Annotated in this window: 15 protein-coding genes and 1 tRNA gene; 5 read left to right on the plus strand and 11 right to left on the minus strand. The window is 58.3% G+C overall.

Annotation, left to right across the window (positions count from 1 at the left end; translation table 11 throughout):
- Positions 1-113 precede the first annotated feature (113 nt).
- The 4 genes from CORTU0001_RS08515 to CORTU0001_RS08530 all read right to left on the minus strand — a co-directional run bounded on the left by CORTU0001_RS08515 (position 114) and on the right by CORTU0001_RS08530 (position 2,324).
- Positions 114-190, minus strand: a tRNA-Leu gene (locus tag CORTU0001_RS08515).
- Between the two features lie 40 nt (positions 191-230).
- Positions 231-1,196 carry a Ppx/GppA phosphatase family protein gene (locus tag CORTU0001_RS08520; RefSeq protein ID WP_005323625.1) on the minus strand — a complete coding sequence of 322 codons (966 nt, stop codon included), beginning with the start codon at positions 1,194-1,196 and terminating at the stop codon, positions 231-233.
- 10 nt (positions 1,197-1,206) lie between these two features.
- On the minus strand, positions 1,207-1,755 hold the full coding sequence (locus CORTU0001_RS08525) for a DUF501 domain-containing protein (RefSeq protein WP_005328998.1): 549 nt from the start codon (positions 1,753-1,755) through the stop codon (positions 1,207-1,209).
- 8 nt (positions 1,756-1,763) lie between these two features.
- Positions 1,764-2,324 (minus strand): septum formation initiator family protein, encoded by a 561-nt coding sequence (locus CORTU0001_RS08530; protein WP_034668561.1) that lies wholly within the window; start codon positions 2,322-2,324, stop codon positions 1,764-1,766.
- 98 nt (positions 2,325-2,422) lie between these two features.
- Here CORTU0001_RS08530 and CORTU0001_RS08535 point away from each other — a divergent pair, with 98 nt between their 5' ends.
- The 3 genes from CORTU0001_RS08535 (at position 2,423) to CORTU0001_RS08545 (ending at position 4,863) form a co-directional block, all read left to right on the plus strand.
- A complete protein-coding gene (locus tag CORTU0001_RS08535; protein WP_005329002.1) occupies positions 2,423-2,953 on the plus strand; it encodes a hypothetical protein in 531 nt (176 codons plus the stop codon).
- Positions 2,954-2,988: 35 nt separating this feature from the next.
- Positions 2,989-3,573, plus strand: coding sequence for a hypothetical protein (locus CORTU0001_RS08540; protein ID WP_005329004.1), 585 nt, complete (start codon positions 2,989-2,991; stop codon positions 3,571-3,573).
- Positions 3,574-3,687: 114 nt separating this feature from the next.
- Positions 3,688-4,863, plus strand: a complete 1,176-nt coding sequence (locus CORTU0001_RS08545; RefSeq protein WP_005329006.1) for an HNH endonuclease signature motif containing protein — start codon at positions 3,688-3,690, stop codon at positions 4,861-4,863.
- Here CORTU0001_RS08545 and eno read toward each other — a convergent pair.
- From eno to CORTU0001_RS08560, 3 genes are all read right to left on the minus strand, one after another.
- Positions 4,853-6,130, minus strand: a complete 1,278-nt coding sequence (gene eno, locus CORTU0001_RS08550; protein WP_005329008.1) for a phosphopyruvate hydratase — start codon at positions 6,128-6,130, stop codon at positions 4,853-4,855. The two genes, CORTU0001_RS08545 and eno, sit on opposite strands and share 11 nt — an antisense overlap.
- Positions 6,131-6,220: 90 nt before the next feature.
- Positions 6,221-6,982, minus strand: a complete 762-nt coding sequence (locus CORTU0001_RS08555; protein WP_005323641.1) for a lytic transglycosylase domain-containing protein — start codon at positions 6,980-6,982, stop codon at positions 6,221-6,223.
- 11 nt (positions 6,983-6,993) lie between these two features.
- The gene (locus CORTU0001_RS08560; RefSeq protein WP_034668562.1) at positions 6,994-7,581 is read right to left on the minus strand and encodes a MazG nucleotide pyrophosphohydrolase domain-containing protein; all 588 of its coding nucleotides are present in this window, start codon (positions 7,579-7,581) and stop codon (positions 6,994-6,996) included.
- A gap of 57 nt (positions 7,582-7,638) precedes the next feature.
- On the opposite strand from CORTU0001_RS08560, the gene CORTU0001_RS08565 reads away from it, so the two are divergent.
- Complete coding sequence (locus CORTU0001_RS08565) at positions 7,639-9,114, plus strand: amino acid permease (RefSeq protein WP_005329014.1); 1,476 nt, start codon at positions 7,639-7,641, stop codon at positions 9,112-9,114.
- Here the strand turns inward: CORTU0001_RS08565 and mfd are convergent, their stop codons facing one another.
- From mfd to CORTU0001_RS08585, 4 genes are all read right to left on the minus strand, one after another.
- On the minus strand, positions 9,115-12,753 hold the full coding sequence (gene mfd, locus CORTU0001_RS08570) for a transcription-repair coupling factor (protein ID WP_005329016.1): 3,639 nt from the start codon (positions 12,751-12,753) through the stop codon (positions 9,115-9,117).
- Positions 12,754-13,359, minus strand: a complete 606-nt coding sequence (locus tag CORTU0001_RS08575) for a TetR/AcrR family transcriptional regulator (RefSeq protein ID WP_005329018.1) — start codon at positions 13,357-13,359, stop codon at positions 12,754-12,756.
- A 627-nt stretch (positions 13,360-13,986) separates the two neighbouring features.
- Complete coding sequence (locus CORTU0001_RS08580; protein ID WP_157749122.1) at positions 13,987-14,535, minus strand: hypothetical protein; 549 nt, start codon at positions 14,533-14,535, stop codon at positions 13,987-13,989.
- Positions 14,536-14,725: 190 nt separating this feature from the next.
- Positions 14,726-15,442, minus strand: a complete 717-nt coding sequence (locus CORTU0001_RS08585; RefSeq protein WP_005323649.1) for a trimeric intracellular cation channel family protein — start codon at positions 15,440-15,442, stop codon at positions 14,726-14,728.
- A 122-nt stretch (positions 15,443-15,564) separates the two neighbouring features.
- On the opposite strand from CORTU0001_RS08585, the gene CORTU0001_RS08590 reads away from it, so the two are divergent.
- Positions 15,565-16,761: an MFS transporter gene (locus tag CORTU0001_RS08590; protein ID WP_005323653.1), complete on the plus strand. Its 1,197-nt coding sequence runs from the start codon at positions 15,565-15,567 to the stop codon at positions 16,759-16,761.
- Positions 16,762-16,772: the final 11 nt, after the last annotated feature.

The following is a 16,772-nucleotide window of genomic DNA, read 5'->3' on the forward strand; positions in this document are numbered from 1 at the left end:
ACCGAAGAAAAAATCTATTACAACAAGAAAGACAACGAACTTGACCCCCAACAGGGCAACTGAAAACGAAAAATCTCGAGGCATCGACCGGAACGATGTCTCGAGACTTCACATGGTGCCCCCAGTGGGACTCGAACCCACACTGAATCGATTTTAAGTCGACTGCCTCTGCCGATTGGGCTATGGGGGCAAGGGCAAGGAATATTTTAGGCCACCTCACCCTGCGGGAGTTAACGAGGGGTACCCTCCGCAGCCAGACCAGCGATAATGCCGTCGAGAATGTCCTTTTCACTGATGAAAAAGCTGCGCGCATCGCAATTGCGCTCGATAAGCTGCATGATGCCTTCGACGGCCACCGCCCCACCGCCAATGACGTCGGCACGGCCGGGGTGAATGACGGGGTTGAGGGCGCGGACGTCGGAAGGCAGGCCAATAAGCTGCTGCAAAAGCACGCGCAGGGCATCGAAGCGGAGCTCAGACCCGTGAATGGCATCGGCGTCGTAGCGCTCAAGGCCCTGAGCCAATGCAGAAAGAGTGGTAAACGTGCCTGCGCAGCCGACGATGGTACGGGCCTTAGAAATAGGTACTATCTTCTCCACTTCTGCCGTGCGCTCGCCGACGTACTCGGAAGCGATCTCAATCTCCGACTCGGTAGGCGGATCGGTACGCATAATGCGCTCGGTTAGCCTGACGCACCCCATGCGGGCAGAGTGGGTGCCCAAGATATCGCCATCGGCCGTGCCTACGACGAACTCGGTCGAACCGCCGCCCAGATCGATGACACAGAATGGCCCGCGGTCTGGCTCCACATCGGCTACGGCGCCATTAAAGGACAACAGAGCCTCTTCCTCGCCCGAGACGACCTCGGCCTGTGCGCCCGGCTGAATTTGGCCGAGCAACTCAGCGGTCATGTCGAAGAATTCCTGCTGGTTCTTGGCATCGCGAGTAGCGGAGGTAGCGACCATCCGCACGCGGGTGACCTTCTCAAACTTCATCTGGCGTACGTAGCCTTCCAAGGCCACGCGGGCGCGGTCTAGGGCCGCAGGGGCAATTTCGCCAGTGGCATCGACTCCCTCTCCCAAGCGGATGATTTCCATGGTGCGGGTAATATCGCGGACCTTGCCGTCATCCTGAATCTCAGAGATGAGCAAGCGAATCGAATTCGTACCGCAATCAATCGCAGCAACGCGAGTCATAGCAGCCCTCCTATTCCGCGTTAGAGAAATCGAACTGGGCTAGGTCAATCCCCAGATCTTCTACGGTGGGCCAGTCCTGCGGGATGGCAGAGCCTCGAAGCTTGCCGTGGTCGGCGGCCATGGCCACCGCTTCAGTTCCCAACCGGAAATGCTGTGGGCCTTCAGCAAGCGCGTATGCGATGAGCACATGCAGACACTTGACCCGATCGGGCATGCCGCCACCGGAGAAATCGGTGCCAAGGTCTTCGATGTCATTGCGCTTGGCCAAGAAGTATTCGTGGGCGCGCTGATAGTCGGCAGCCAATTCCTCGTCCTCACCCAAGCGGGCTTCCATCCACTTCATAACGTGGGCAACCTCCAAGCGTGAGGCTTCGGCAGTAAGCCGTGGGTCGGTGAGGTAGTAGAGGGTGGGGAATGGGGTGCCGTCGGCAAGCTTGGGCGCCGTCTTAATTACCGCGGGCTGCCCATCCGGCGTGCGATAAGAAACCTCTAGGACCCCGCGCGGGGTGCGGCCCAATTGCTCAGTTACTACAGCGATATCTGCATCAGTGACGGTCATGCGGACAATTATCGCACATCTGGATTCTCTTCCGGCGCCGGCTCAATCGGAAGATGATTTACCTGCTCGGATGGAGCTTCCTCCTCAGGGGGCTCAGCCACGGAATCCCACAAAACCTCGTACCATTCGCGGGAATCTTCTTCCTTCTGACCATCTGTAGTGAGCTGGTCATCCGGCTTTATCTGCGGGTCAATGATGCGGTAGGCGGTCTCGCCCTCATCGACGACCCCGAATCGGCGCCGCGCCTCCTGCTTGATGTACTCATCAGACTTATATCTATCAATCTTTTCCAGCAAAGCAGTCTTCTCATCCTGCTTGGCGGCGATTGACTCATTGAGGCGGGCAATTTCGGACCGGCCGTGGTAGTAATTGCGCAGCGGAATAGCGATAGCAAACAAGACCACAAGCACGATGGCCACGATCACGCCCACTCCGGCAATACTCATCCGGTCCGGCTTCTGCTCCTGCTTCAGTTGCGCACGTTGAGCTTTGCGGATATCCGCAGCACGCGAGGCCACCGGAACCCTAGTGCGACTCCGGTTTCGCTGCGTCTTCTTTTCGCGTGCCATAGGCCTCTAATCCTAGCGCCGTCACTCCTGTAACAGGGACGTGGCACGCGCAATTTGGATACACTAAAAGAAATTCTCCCTCCCAGGAAGGAAGTTTCATGTCCCTCAAGCGCCTCCTCCCCGTTCTCACCGCAACCCTATTCCTTGCCAGCTGCAACCCTTCCGCCCAAGACGGCGAATACCCCGTCTACGGAGACGGCTACGACCTGAACACCAAAGACGGCATGGCCGACTATCTCAAGGAGTACAAAACCCTGCCGGATGATTACATCAACCATGATGCTGACCAGCTCCAGGGAGACGATCAGCCCGAAAGCTTTGAAACCAACGCGGACTCCGTCAAGAAGGCCGGCGAAGCTGCCTGCAAGAATGATGAATTGCTCGATATCTCGAAGGAATATTTCCGAGGAAACACCGACAAATTTGGGGAAGCAGTTATGTCATCGGTCGACGGCTCTGATGACAAATACCGTGATGTTTTTGAAGCGCTAGACATCCCCGATGACGCACCGGACACTGACAAGATCATGGCTGCAGCGATGAGCTCACTCGGCGCCGTGATGTCTTGCGGTGATGAATTCAGCGATGAGGAACTGGAAAAGGTCGCTGAGTCGATCCATTCCAGCTAGAGCTTCGAACCATATTCCCTGCCTAAGGAATAGTAATGCCACTCAAGCGTCTCCTCCTCCTAGCCGCCGTAGGCACCCTACTTACCGGGTGCAGCTCGACCGACCACAAAGAAGAAGCAGCCACCAAAGCGGAATCCCCCACTAGCGAAAGCCCTACCAGCAGCCAAACCCCCACCACCACAAGCAGAAAACACGACCTCAACACCAAAAGCGGCTTCATTTACCATATAAAAGAACATGGCACTATCCCGGACTTTTACCTAGACCTGTTCGGCGCTGGGGCTTCCGAAGAGCCCGACGGACCAACAAGCTACGAGGTCAATGCCACAACACTGAAGAAGGCTGGAGCTGTTGCCTGCGAGAATGAGCAAATCCTGGACGACGCCAAGTATTTGCTAACCCATGGCGACAGCGCATTTGAAGAACTCGTCCCTAGCCTTGAGGAGTTCGATAGGAAATACGCTCCCGTCTACGAAAAGCTTGAAATATCAGCGGCTTCTCCCGTCCTAGACAAGCTTTTTACCATGTACATGGCTGGCGTGGGTTCCCTCGCCACCTGCGGTGACAAATATGACGATAAGGAACTCGAAGCAGTAGCTGACAACGTTTTCAGTTACTAACCCCCGGAATTTCGCACACTCTTTCGTTTCCCCTTGCGCACGCCGGAAAGGCGGCTTATACTAGGGGCAGAAATTCGATTGGGTGTGCGATTCATTTCAGAGGGGGAACTTTCCGTGACAGCCAGCGACGCACCACCAAAGAAAGCTTATTTTTCTACCAATAACCTCGACGATACGGTTTGCGTTCTGGGTATGCTCCAACGCATTCAATCCTGGCAGCTATACCAATCCGTACTTCCGCGATTAGAAGACGATGTCGAATGCACTACCGCCGCTTTAGCTAAGCGGGTGGGCTTGAGCTACTGGCGCGTTTTATCCGCGCTGCGCTCTCACCTGCGCATGCGAGAATTGCCGTTAACCACGGCGGTACAGACCGTACATTGGATTCTCGACCTCCCACGGCTGCACGTCATTGATGCCGAGCTTGCCCCGCTTGGCGACGACGCCGAGGGCATCCAACTAATCGATGCCGCCCTTGCAGACTTCCTCACCCCAAAAGAACCTGCCCAGCATGTCCCCACGGAATCTGAAATCCGTAGATTCTTGCGCGACTACATCGACGGAATTCTCAAGCCAGATATTGAGAAGGAAATCGAGCGCTCCGTTTCCATTTCTTATTCCAAAGGCCAAGCCACCATTACCCTGAAGACGGATAAGGCTACCGCCAGTGCTATTTCACGGCACATCGATAAAGCCGCGCGAAAGAAGAACATCACCAAGCCAGAGGCTTTGGAAGCGCTGATCTTTAATCGCACCCAGACAAAAGTAGTTATCAACACCTATGCAGCGGGTGACGATGCTTCTCGGGTATATATCCCGTCGGCGGGATGGTGCGTTCTTACGGAGCATTTAAGCAATTACTCGATGACTCGCGAGCTGTGCCCAGAAGAAACTTCCTCCTACGTTCCCACCGAACAAATCAGGACATGGGTCCACGGTCGCGATGCCACGTGCCGTTGGCCGGGGTGTTCCATGCCGGCGCATTACTGCCAGCTTGATCATCGGGTGGAGTATGCCGACGGCGGACCGACGAGCGTCGATAATCTTGTCACTCTCTGTCAACACCACCACAACGTAAAGACTGATGGTAGGGCACGCTACATAATGGATCCCATCACTGGGGACGTTGCCTGGCTCTTTTCGGACGGCACCTTCGAAATTGACCGTGCCCAAGGGCCTTTAGCGCCGCGAACCGTGAATTGGAAGCAAACCTGGCAGCAATACCTAGACATGCGAAAGCGCCCCCGCGGCAATGCGAGGGCGCTACGAAAGGAGGCGATTAAGCCTTAAAGCGCGGGAAAGCGGAGCGGCCGGCGTAAACTGCGCCGTCGCCAAGCTCCTGCTCGATACGCAGCAGCTGGTTGTACTTAGCTACACGCTCGGAACGTGCCGGTGCGCCGGTCTTGATCTGGCCGCAGTTCAGAGCAACAGCCAGGTCCGCAATGGTGGTGTCCTCGGTCTCGCCGGAGCGGTGGGACATCATGGTGCGGTAGCCGTTGCGGTGAGCCAGCTCGACTGCGTCGAAGGTCTCGGTCAGGGTACCGATCTGGTTGACCTTAACCAGCAGGGCGTTGGCAGCCTTCTTCTCAATGCCCTCCTGCAGACGAGCAGGGTTGGTGACGAAGAAGTCATCGCCGACGATCTGTACCTTCTCGCCAATTGCGGCGGTCAGGGCGGTGTAGCCCTCCCAGTCATCCTCCTGCAGCGGATCCTCGATGGAGACGATCGGGTACTGGTCGATGAGGTCCTCGTAGACCTTGGACATTTCTTCAGCGGTGTGCTCGCCACCCTCGAAGTGGTACTTGCCGTCCTTGAAGAACTCGGAGGAAGCAACGTCGAGTGCCAGGGCTACATCCTTGCCGGGCTCGAAGCCGGCCTTCTTGATGGCGTCCACGATGACGTCGAGAGCAGCCTTGGTGGAGTCAACGGACGGAGCGAAGCCGCCCTCGTCGCCCAGACCAGTGGACAGCCCCTTGTCCTTCAGCACTGCCTTCAGTGCGTGGTAGACCTCGGCGCCCATGCGTAGAGCCTCGGCGAAGGACTCAGCACCAATCGGAGCGATCATGAATTCCTGGACGTCAACGCCGGAGTCTGCGTGTGCACCGCCATTGAGGATGTTCATCATCGGCACTGGCAGTACGTGCGCATTCGGGCCGCCGATGTAGCGGTACAGCGGCAGTGCAGCGGACTCTGCAGCGGCCTTGGCTGCGGCGATGGAAACGCCCAGGATGGCGTTTGCGCCGAGCTCGGATTTGTTATCGGTACCGTCCAGCTTAATCAGTGCCTGGTCAATGAGGCGCTGATCGTCGGCTTCGAAGCCAGCAATTTCGTCGGCAATCTTCTCGTTGATGTTCTCAACAGCCTTTAGAACACCCTTACCCTGGTAGCGCTCGCCACCGTCGCGCAGCTCGTGAGCCTCGTGCACACCGGTAGAAGCACCGGAAGGAACGCCGGCAACACCGCGGGCGCCGTCATCAAGGAAGACCTCGGCCTCGACGGTTGGGTTACCACGGGAATCAAGAATTTCGCGGGCGAAAGTGTGGATGATGTCAGCCATGCTGTTTTTCACTCCTCATTAAAAAGTTCGCTCTGGACCAGCCGGCCCAGCTACGTTGTCAATTGTTGCAGAAAACTTTACTGTGTGACACTACTTTGCACTTTGCGGAACCGAGTAGGCATTGGCGGCGTGTGCAACTTTATGCAAATACTCGCTGGACTGATTGTAATTTAGGATTGCTTCCTCCCACTGTTCTGGGTTAGAGAGATCTCTATCACCAAAACATAAAAGTCCGGCGGCGCCAACTGCGGCGTCGTCAATTTGATTGGGATCTGCCTTGCCATCGCCGTTGGCATCAGCGCCCACCGATTCCCACGTGGTCGGGATAAACTGCATCGGGCCGACGGCGCGGTCATATTCGGAATCCCCATCGATTTTGCCGTTATCGGTATCTGGGGTGTGCGCCGTATTGTTCAGGCCATCGAGGGCGATGCCGTTGATGGGTGGTTGGGGGTAGCCGGCGTCGTCAAGCTTGGAGGGCTTAAACCAATTGCCGTTGTAGGTGCCATGGCGGGTCTCCACGTAGCCCAGGCCGGCAAGGGTATTCCACCGCAGATGGCAATTCGGCCATTTTTGCTGAGCGATGAGTTCGGCGTTGCCATAAGCGCGCAGGGCTGCCGGTGGGATACCCGTCTGCTCAGCTAGGTCAGAGGCCCAGTAGGTGAGCTTATCGGCGGTGCGGCCGGGGGCATTGACGTCAATATGCGCGACCTCTTTGCCCTCAACGGGCGGAATGTTCTCCGGTACGGGCTCCTGTGAAGTGCCGTGCCCCGTCAACAGCCATGCCACCAGCGCGATTATCACGGCTACGGCCACCCCGCAGCCCCCGAATATCTGCAGCAGCCTCTTCATGAGAAGCCATCCTACATTCCCTTGCCTTCGCGCCACAGCCTCTCTTGCGTGTCAACGTCGACAATCTCCGTGGTGCCATCAAATAGGTATGGGGCGCGGGCGCGCATTTTGGTGAGGAAGCTCTGGGCGACGTCGTCAAGCGAAAAGGTGGAGATTTCCGCATGGAAAAGTACTTGGAGGAAGATATCCCCCAATTCCTTAAGCATCTCGCTTTCCGGTTCGCGGCTGCGCACGGCCGCGGCGAATTCGGCGGACTCCTCCTCGAGGTACGGCAAGAGGGAAGTATGGGTTTGCTCGCGCTCCCACTCCCCGATGCGCCGCGCCGTGGCCATGGTCTGGCGCGCTTGCATGATGGGATCTGCGAGGGATTCGGCGCGAATGACGGGCTCGCCGCTAGCGAGGCGGGCGCGAGTGTCCGGATCGTGTTCGTCGGTGCTTACCAAGGTGCCGGTGGCGTCCTCGCCTACCAGCAGATCGGAAAAATTCCACCGTACGGACACGGGTACCTCACCCGTGAAGTGGACGGGGCCACGCAGCTTCCCGTATGCCTGCATGGGGATCATGGTGGGCCAGCGTTCATCGAGCAACAGCACAGTCATGTGCACAAAGTCTAGCCCGAGTTCCCATTATGGGGCTATTCAAGGTATTTTAGGCCAATGACCTCCAGCCAGAATAGATCCCACTCCGTGACGTTGTGGACCCTCGTCGCGCTGATTATCGGTTCCACCGTGGGCGCGGGCATTTTCTCGCTGCCCCAAAACATTGCCTCCGTTGCCGGCCCAGGCGCGATGCTCATTGGCTGGCTGGTAGCGGGCATCGGCATGCTCTCCGTGGCGTTTGTTTTTCAAATTCTGGCCCGCCGAAAGCCGCACCTTGATTCTGGCGTTTATTCCTACGTGCGGGCCGGCCTCGGCGATTTTATTGGTTTTACCTCCGGCTGGGGCTACTGGCTGGGCTCCGTTATGGCGCAGGTGGGTTATGCCACCCTCTTCTTCAATACCTTGGGCCATTACCTGCCGCTTTTCGACGCCGACCATCACTGGACCTCCGCCATCGCCGTCTCCCTCCTATCCTGGGGCATTTTTGCGGTACTTGCCCGCGGCATTAAGCAGGCCGCGTTCATGAACCTCATCACCACAATTGCCAAGATTGTGCCCATCCTGGCCTTTGTGGTGCTCATTGCGTTCCTCGGGTTCAGCTGGGATAAATTCACCTTGGATTTCTGGGGACGCGCGTCTGAGGCCAGCGTTTTCGAGCAGGTCCAGGGAATCATGCTCTTTACCGTGTGGGTCTTCATCGGCGTGGAGGGAGCATCCGTTTATTCCAAGCAGGCTTCTAAGCGCACCGACGTCGGCCGCGCGACCGTCATCGGTTTTTTCTCCGTGCTGGCACTGCTGGTTTCCGTGTCTACCTTGAGCTTTGGCGTGATGACCAAAGAAGAACTAGCCGCATTGCCAGATAATTCCATGGCCTCCGTGCTCACCGAGGTCATCGGACCTTGGGGCGGCGCGCTGGTGTCTATTGGGCTGTGCTTGTCAGTTTTGGGTGCCTATGTTTCCTGGCAGATGCTGTGCGCCGAGCCCATCGTAATGATGGCCATCGACGGCCTCATTCCCCGCCGCATCGGAACCATTAACGTGGCGGGTGCGCCGTGGGTAGCGCAGCTGATTTCCACGATGGCCATCCAGCTGTTCATCATCGTCTTTTACCTCAACGAGGCGTCCTATAACGCCATGGTGCAGCTGGCAACCATCATGTACTTGCTGCCCTATATCTTTTCTTCCCTGTACCTATTGCTCTTGGCACTGCGGGGCAAGGGGCTGTCTCACCCGCAGGCGGGTATCAAGTTCGATCTTTCCGGACCAGAGGTAGGCCGCAAGGATAACCGCAAGCACTTGGTCATTTCTTTGCTCGCGTTTATCTATTCCCTGTGGCTGATTTATGCGGCCGACCTCGTCTACGTCCTGCTCGGCGCTTTGGCCGTGGTTCCAGGCCTCATCCCGTATGTTGGCACCCGGTTGTGGAAGAAGGAACGCATCTTCAACACCTTCGAGTGGTGCGTGGTGGCCGTTGTCCTGGCCGGTGCCGCCACCGCCATTTGGGGCTTGAGCACCGGCTGGCTCACCCTCTAGCTACTCCCCTACGCTGACCACGTTCGAGGTGGGCTGGGCGCCGCTGACGTTGATGGGGTCGACGTCGAAAAGCGCGCTTAGGAAGTCCGCCGCCCACTGAATGAGCTCGGTATCGCGCAGCTTCGGGGAGGTGACATTGCGCCCCGCCTTGGGGAACGGCACGTTGATAGCCTTCGCCGCCGCACGGAAGCTGGAGCCCGGATATAGGCGCTTGAGACGCACCTGCTTGGAATCCGGCAGCTCCACCGGGTGGAACTTGACGCGGGTGCCCTGCACAGTGATATCGGAAATGCCGGCGCGGCGCGCCTGGTGGCGCAGGCGAGCAACGGAAAGCAGGCGCAGGACCTCCTGCGGCAGCGGGCCGAAGCGGTCTTCCATTTCCTCGATGACGGCCTTGAGATCATCGTCATTCTGCGAGGCCGCAAGCTTGCGGTAGACCTCCAGGCGCAGGCGCTCGGAGTCGATATAGCCTTCCGGAATATGCGCGTCCACGGGGAGATCGATGCGGATTTCCTTCGGGCCCTCATCGGTAACGGTGGGGGCCTCGCCGCGGGCGAGCGATTTGAAGGTCTCGACCGCCTCGCCAACGAGGCGCACGTAGAGATCGAAGCCCACACCGGCAATGTGGCCGGACTGTTGGGCGCCAAGGACGTTGCCGGCACCGCGCATCTCCAAGTCCTTCATGGCTACGGCCATGCCGGCACCAAGGTCATTGTTCTGAGCGATGGTGGCCAGGCGGTCATAGGAAGTTTCCGTGAGCGTGGCCCCCTTGGGGTACAGGAAGTAGGCATAGCCGCGCTCGCGGGAGCGGCCCACGCGCCCGCGCAGCTGGTGCAGCTGGGACAGGCCCATATGGTGGGCGTTTTCCACAATGAGGGTATTCGCATTAGCGATATCCAGGCCGGTTTCCACGATGGTGGTACACACCAATACGTCGTACTCGCGATCCCAGAAACCCTGGACGGTCTGCTCGAGCACCTCCTCGTTCATCTGGCCATGCGCGACGACGACGCGGGCCTCCGGTACCAGGTCGCGCAGCTCGCGGGCCTTCTTTTCGATATCAGAGACTTTGTTGTGGATGAAGAAGGTTTGACCATCGCGCAGCAGCTCACGGCGGATGGCCGCGGCTACCTGCTTGTCCTCGTAAGCGCCGACGTAGGTCAGCACGGGGTGGCGGTCTTCCGGTGGGGTCAGGATGGTGGACATCTCGCGGATGCCAGCCATAGACATCTCCAAGGTGCGCGGGATAGGTGTCGCGGACATGGTGAGCACATCCACGCTGGCTTTAAGCGCCTTAATGTGTTCCTTGTGCTCCACGCCAAAGCGCTGCTCCTCGTCCACGACGATGAGGCCGAGGTTCTTCCAGTGCACGCCAGTCTGTAGGAGGCGGTGGGTGCCGACGACGATATCGACGCTGCCATCGGCCAGGCCCTTGAAGATGTCCTTGGCTTCCTTCTTTGAGGTAAAGCGCGAAAGCACCTCAATCTTGACGGGGAAGCCGGTCATGCGCTCGCTGAAGGTATCAAAGTGCTGCTGCGCCAGCAGCGTGGTGGGTACAAGGACGGCTACCTGCATACCGTCTTGCACAGCCTTGAAGGCGGCGCGGATGGCCACCTCGGTCTTGCCGTAACCCACATCGCCGACGACGACGCGATCCATCGGCACCGTGGACTCCATATCGTGCTTGACGGCGTCGATAGCCAGCATCTGGTCTTCGGTTTCGACGAAGGGGAAATTATCCTCCATCTCCGCCTGCCACGGATTATCCGGGGAGAATTGGTGCCCCGGCGCGGCCTGGCGCTTGGCGTAGAGCTCGACGAGCTCGCCGGCGATTTCGCGCACGGCGGCGCGCGCCTTCTTCTTGGTGTTCTTCCAGTCGGAACCGCCCATCTTGGACAGGTGAGGCGATTCGCCACCGGTGTACTTGCTGAGCAGATCCAGCGAGTCCATGGGAACCCAGAGCTGATCGGCGGGCTGACCACGCTTGGAGGGCGCGTACTCGAGCACGATGTATTCGCGGCGGCTGGTTTCATCGCCGGACTGGATGGTGCGCTCGGCCATCTTGAGGAACTTGCCGATGCCGTGGGTCTCGTGCACCACAAAATCGCCCTGCTTGAGGGCAAGCGGGTCAACCTTATTGCGGCGCTTTGCGGGCCGGCGCTTCGCTTCGGCGATATCGCCTACGCGGTTACCGGTCAGATCCGTCTCGGTCACAACGACCAGCGGGAGGGGCTCAGCGTCCTTAGGCTTTTTCACCTTAGGAAATACCAGGCCGGCGTGGCTTAGTGCTTGGTAGAGGGTAACTTCACCGGCGGTGGGCTCCCAGCCAGGGGTAGCCACCTTGGTGCGGATGCCCTTTTCTGCAAAGCGGTCCACCATGCGCTTGATGGCACCTTGCGCCGGCGCGATGAAGGCTGCCCGGCCGCCGGCGTTGGTGTGCGCGAGGAGCTGGGCCATCATGGCGTCGATTTCTTCGATATTGCCGCGCGGGGTGGGCCCTGGTTCGAATTCGAGCGGGAGGGTCTCCTCTTCCGGGGCGGCGAGCATTCCCGGTGGGGAGAAAGTCCACAAAGGCAGGCTGGACTCGCTGATGGAGACCTCGAGCGACTCATAGGAGCGATAGCTGGATGCCTCGGTATCGAGCCCTTCGGTAGCCAGCGGGCCATCGGCACCCATGGCCGCGGCCTCCCAACCGGCAGCGAGGAATTCCGCATCGGTCTTTTCTAGATCCGCCACACGGCGGCGAATCTTTTCCGGGCCGACCATCACCACGTGGGTGGTGGGGCGCAGGAATTCGGGGAGGGTGATCATGGGGGCGTCGGAAAGCGCGGGCAGGAGCGCTTCCATACCTTCGGCCGGGATGAGCTCGCTAACCTTGGTCAAAAGCTCCACCAGGGCGGGATTGCCGGGGTGCTTGACGGCGAGATCGGCCGCACGCTTGGCAATGGCGTCCGTAATAGGCAGCTCGCGGGCCGGGAAAATGTCTACGCGGCCCACCTCGATTTCCGGAATGGTGCGCTGGTCAGCTACGGAAAATTGGCGGATATCGGTAATCTCATCGCCCCAAAACTCCACGCGGACCGGATAATCCAGCGTGGTGGGGAAAATATCGATGATGCCGCCGCGCGTAGCGTACTCGCCGCGCTTAGCCACCATGTCTACGTGCTTATAGGCGCGGAACTCGAGCTCGCGGACTACCTCATCAAAGTCATATTCATGATCTTCTTCGAGGTGGACGGGAGCGCGGCCCTCCACCTCCTGCAGGATGGGCTGGGACAGGCCGCGGGCAGCCGTGACAATGACCTGCAGGCTATCGAGATTGTGCAGAACTTCAGCGCGGCGGCCGATGATGTCTACGCCGGGGCTCAAACGCTCGTGCGGCAAGGTCTCCCAGGCGGGGAACATGGCCACCTTCTCCCCCAGCATCGCCGTTAGCTCCGCCGTAAGATCCTCAGCCTCGCGGCTCGTAGCGGTTACCACGAGCACTGGGGCATGATGCGCCAAGGTGCCCAAGGCCCACGGCCGGGACTGATCCAAGCCCGTGATGTGGAGGTCTTCGCCCACATGAGAAATCATGCCCTTGAGCTTGGGATCCGAGGCCGCTACCTTGAGCAGGCCGGCCAGCATTGGGGTCGCCATCTATTTGCCTCCTAGCTTGGGCTTTACTTCCATACCGGACAAACCATTCCAGCATAGATTGACAATATGCGTGGCGACGACTTCCTTATCCGGGTTGCGCTCATCCAGCCACCATTGCGCGGTGGTCGATACCATTCCCACCAGCGCTTGGCCGTAAATATCCGCCAAATCCGGGTCGATGCCACGGTGCTCAAATGCTTCGCTCAAAATATAGGAAACCTGGCCCACCGCGGAATTCAACAGCGTGGAGAAACTGCGCTCGTCACCGGGCTTGGCATCGCGCACCAGGATGAGAAAGCCATCAGTTTCTTCCTCAACATAGGTCAAAATGGCCATGACGGCCTGCTCGATGCGCTCGCGCCAGCTGCCGGTCTTCAAGGAATCAGTAATGACCTTTTCCAGGGCCAGCATCTCGCGGTCAACAACCACCGCATAAAGGCCTTCCTTGCCCCCGAAGTGCTCATAGACAACGGGTTTGGATACCCCGGCGCGTGCCGCGATCTCTTCGACGCTGGTTCCTTCAAAGCCTAGTTCCGCGAATGCAGCGCGTCCGATGGAAATGAGTTGTTCGCGGCGTTCCCGGCCGGTCATCCTTTGTCGAGCCATGCCCTCTACCCTATCCTTTGCCCCGCAATTTGTGATTTACCCGGGGGCGTCAGGTACGCTATGCCTACAGCTTTTGCTGTGTTTCCCCATGGTGTAATCGGCAACACTACGGTTTTTGGTACCGTCATTCTAGGTTCGAGTCCTGGTGGGGAAGCTGATTTTTGTAGCCCGTTAACTGGTGTTTTTGCTGGTTGCGGGCTATTTTTCTACCTAGACCCGTTTACTTTGGCGACGTTTGGCTACCTGCGGAAACGTCTCGCTCTCCGTCAAAAGTCCGTCACAAAACACCCCCCTAAAACGACGAAAAGACCCCACCCCGCGATGATCTGGCCCCCAAAAGTTGGACTGTTTTAGTTCTTGGTTTGATGGTGCGTTGAAGCGGGCGCAGGCTAAGGATGCGTCTATAGAGCGGGTGACGCCACATGGTTTGCGGCATGTGGCGTCGGAATTGCTGGTGAATGCGGGGGGCGAACGTGAAAGCGGTGGAGACTCAGATGGGTCATGCGTCGGCGACTATGACCCTCGATACCTACAGTGATCTGTTTGATGATGGTTTGGATGTGGTGGCACAGCGTTGAACGATGGTTTTCTGATTCCAGTTCTAAACCATCATCCAACGTTTCGTCTCTACGCTGATTCCTTATCTGAAGATGATTTTTCTTTACTAGGCGCAAACACAGCAGCTAAAGCGACGACATCAATCGCGACAAGGAACCCAGCCAGCCACGGCTTATCTAGGTATGCGCACCAGCCCGCTAGCAATAGGACAGCGACGACTGAAATAATTCCTAGGATCTGTCCGCGGGAAGCCAATTCGTAGGAATTGTCGACTGTTTGCCTACGGACATAATTGTCCGTGCCAATAGAGGACTTTGTAGTCTCGAGCCATGCGTCATAGACTTCGGGAGCTCTTTCCCGCAACTGTTCAGCAACTTCGGGGTCTGGGTAGTATTGCCGGAATTCTTGGTGGATAAGCGGTATTAGCGCTTGGATGAGAGTGCGGTCTGAAACTCCCTGCCCGTTCGGAATGCCGCTGTTGAGAAGTTCGTCGAGCGAGTTGCCGGTGACATCCTGTATGTCGCTTTGACTGTTTTCAGTCCCCGCAGATCGAGGATGCTCGCCATCCCGATGAGGATCGGGTTGGTCGTTCGGTTGATTCGGATTGTCACTGGACATGTCACCTCGTTTCTCGTGAAGCATCGATTATGACTCAATTTTACCTCAATTCAAAGTCTTTTTCTCACAACGATCTTTATGGCCGCGGGTGCGAGTTATTTTGTTTTATGTCGTCAAAATATCGTCAGATGAGGAGGTTTGCCGAGCTGAGCAGAGCATTTAACAAGGTTCGAGTCCTGGGGAAGCTTTTTTAGTTTTTCTTCCTACCGCGGCGAAAGCCTTTGAGCTCGGCTTTCTTCGCAATAGCCGCCACTTGGGCGGCGGTGTAGTTGACGGGGGCTACACCGGCGCGGGGCAGGACCCAGCCGCGCCAATAGGACACGATGGCCATGCCACTGCCGACGATCGGCGCGACCACCATGCCGAGTGCAAACTGTCCGTAATCGGCAAAAGTAACCATGACGATGCCGGTGAGGATAGAGGGCACGGCATACAGGGGGCTGCCACCAAAGATGGACGGGATTTCCCCAGACGCAATATCGCGGACCATTCCCCCGCCCACTGCGGTAAGCACGCCCAGAAAGACACAGGGAATAAGTGGCATGCCGTGGGTGAGCGCTTTGACGCAGCCGGTAGTGGACCACACGCCGAGAATAATGGCATCGCCGTGTTCGCGGAATAGCTCCCACGCCTTGCCCTTGAGATCGATAAGAAACGCTATGAGAGCACCTCCGCACGCAAGGCCGAGGTACCACGGGTCTGAGATCGCTGCCGCTGCTCCATCCCCGATGAGCATGTCACGGATCATGCCACCGGCCAGCCCTGAAAAGAGGGCGAGGAATACGAAGCCCACAATGTCGAATTCGCGGCGGCGGGCAAGGGTGCCGCCAATGATGCCGTTCAAAACTACGCCGAGAAGATCGAAGGCTTGGTAGAGCGAATTGATGAGGGGATCGACATCGTGCATGATTCTTAGGCCTCCTGCCGCGCGGGTAGAATTTCGGCGTGACTGCGGCCGTCTTTTACTCTCCGGCGTGTCAGCATGGCTCTTATTTAACCAACTCGTTTCTCTGAAAGATCGCATTTCTCATGTCTAAATCCAACGCCCGGTATTTCATCTGGTCCAATGGCCTGCAAAATTTGGGCGATCAGATTGTTGCTGCCAAGACGGTGCTTCCCGCGCTTTTTAGTGCGGCCGGAGTGCCTGCGTTCTTTACCGGTCTGCTCACCCCTATCCGCGAGTCCGGTTCGATGCTCCCGCAGGCGGCGCTGACCCCGTGGGTGACTACCTATAGGGCCCGCAAGCGCCTGTGGATTATCGGTTCGCTGGGACAAGCGGTATCCGCCGCGGTCATCGCGCTCGCGGCATTTTTTACCCGCGGGGCGGTATTGGGCGTGGTGGTGCTGGTGGCCTTGGCGGCGCTGTCCCTCTTCCGCGCGCTGTGCTCGATTGCGGGCAAGGACGTGCAAGCGCGCACGATTTCTAAGGGCGCACGCGGCCGAGTGACCGGTAGCGCGGCAGCCCTCGGTGGCGGTGCCACTTTGCTGACCGGCATTATCCTTTACTTTCTCGGCGAGCTCAGCATTCCCATGATGGGCACGGTCCTCGCCGTTGGTGCGGCCACGTGGGCCATTGCCGCGTGGGTCTTTTCGCACGTGGATGAGCCGGTGCCAGAGGAAGCCGAAGGGGGCATCGATAAGCGCTGGTGGCAAGATACCTGGCAGCTTTTTACCAGCGACGGCCAATTTCGCAACTTCGTCATCGTCCGCGCGCTGCTGCTCGTTTCGGCGCTATCGACCTCTTTTATTGTGCTGCTCAGCAGCAACCTTTCTGGGCTCTACGGATTCGTGCTAGCTTCCGGCCTAGCCTCCCTGGTGGGCGGGCGCATCTCCGGCGTGTATTCGGATAAGTCCTCTAAGAACACCATGGCCGTGGGCGCGGCCGTGGCTTCCGTCGTGCTGGTGCTTTTGGTCGCCAGCTCGCACTGGGCACCGGATGCGGTCAATGCCTGGGTCATGCCGATTGGCTTCTTCGCCGTGAACCTGGCGCACACGGCTATTCGCGTGGCGCGTAAGACCTACGTGGTGGATATGGCCGGCGGCGACAAGCGCACCCAGTATGTGGGTGCGGCCAATACGATGATGGGCGTTATCTTGCTTATCGTCGGTGGCATTTCCTCCGTGGTGGCACTGGCCGGACCTGAGGCGGCGCTGCTCTTCCTTGCCCTCATTGGTTTCCTCGGTGTGTGGCGCGCCCGCGGCCTGAAAGAGGTTTCTCACACATAAATCGCACTTGG

The organism is Corynebacterium tuberculostearicum SK141, assembly GCF_000175635.1.
Classification (GTDB): domain Bacteria; phylum Actinomycetota; class Actinomycetes; order Mycobacteriales; family Mycobacteriaceae; genus Corynebacterium; species Corynebacterium tuberculostearicum_C.

Bases quoted from the DNA above. Each gene is read 5' to 3' on its own strand.
- CORTU0001_RS08530 (WP_034668561.1), bottom strand. From the start codon at position 2,324: ATGGCACGCGAAAAGAAGACGCAGCGAAACCGGAGTCGCACTAGGGTT.
- CORTU0001_RS08520 (WP_005323625.1), bottom strand. From the start codon at position 1,196: ATGACTCGCGTTGCTGCGATTGATTGCGGTACGAATTCGATTCGCTTG.
- eno (WP_005329008.1), bottom strand. From the start codon at position 6,130: ATGGCTGACATCATCCACACTTTCGCCCGCGAAATTCTTGATTCCCGT.
- CORTU0001_RS08540 (WP_005329004.1), top strand. From the start codon at position 2,989: ATGCCACTCAAGCGTCTCCTCCTCCTAGCCGCCGTAGGCACCCTACTT.
- CORTU0001_RS08555 (WP_005323641.1), bottom strand. From the start codon at position 6,982: ATGAAGAGGCTGCTGCAGATATTCGGGGGCTGCGGGGTGGCCGTAGCC.
- mfd (WP_005329016.1), bottom strand. From the start codon at position 12,753: ATGGCGACCCCAATGCTGGCCGGCCTGCTCAAGGTAGCGGCCTCGGAT.
- CORTU0001_RS08535 (WP_005329002.1), top strand. From the start codon at position 2,423: ATGTCCCTCAAGCGCCTCCTCCCCGTTCTCACCGCAACCCTATTCCTT.
- CORTU0001_RS08560 (WP_034668562.1), bottom strand. From the start codon at position 7,581: ATGACTGTGCTGTTGCTCGATGAACGCTGGCCCACCATGATCCCCATG.
- CORTU0001_RS08565 (WP_005329014.1), top strand. From the start codon at position 7,639: ATGACCTCCAGCCAGAATAGATCCCACTCCGTGACGTTGTGGACCCTC.
- CORTU0001_RS08525 (WP_005328998.1), bottom strand. From the start codon at position 1,755: ATGACCGTCACTGATGCAGATATCGCTGTAGTAACTGAGCAATTGGGC.
- CORTU0001_RS08590 (WP_005323653.1), top strand. From the start codon at position 15,565: ATGTCTAAATCCAACGCCCGGTATTTCATCTGGTCCAATGGCCTGCAA.
- CORTU0001_RS08580 (WP_157749122.1), bottom strand. From the start codon at position 14,535: ATGTCCAGTGACAATCCGAATCAACCGAACGACCAACCCGATCCTCAT.
- CORTU0001_RS08575 (WP_005329018.1), bottom strand. From the start codon at position 13,359: ATGGCTCGACAAAGGATGACCGGCCGGGAACGCCGCGAACAACTCATT.
- CORTU0001_RS08585 (WP_005323649.1), bottom strand. From the start codon at position 15,442: ATGCACGATGTCGATCCCCTCATCAATTCGCTCTACCAAGCCTTCGAT.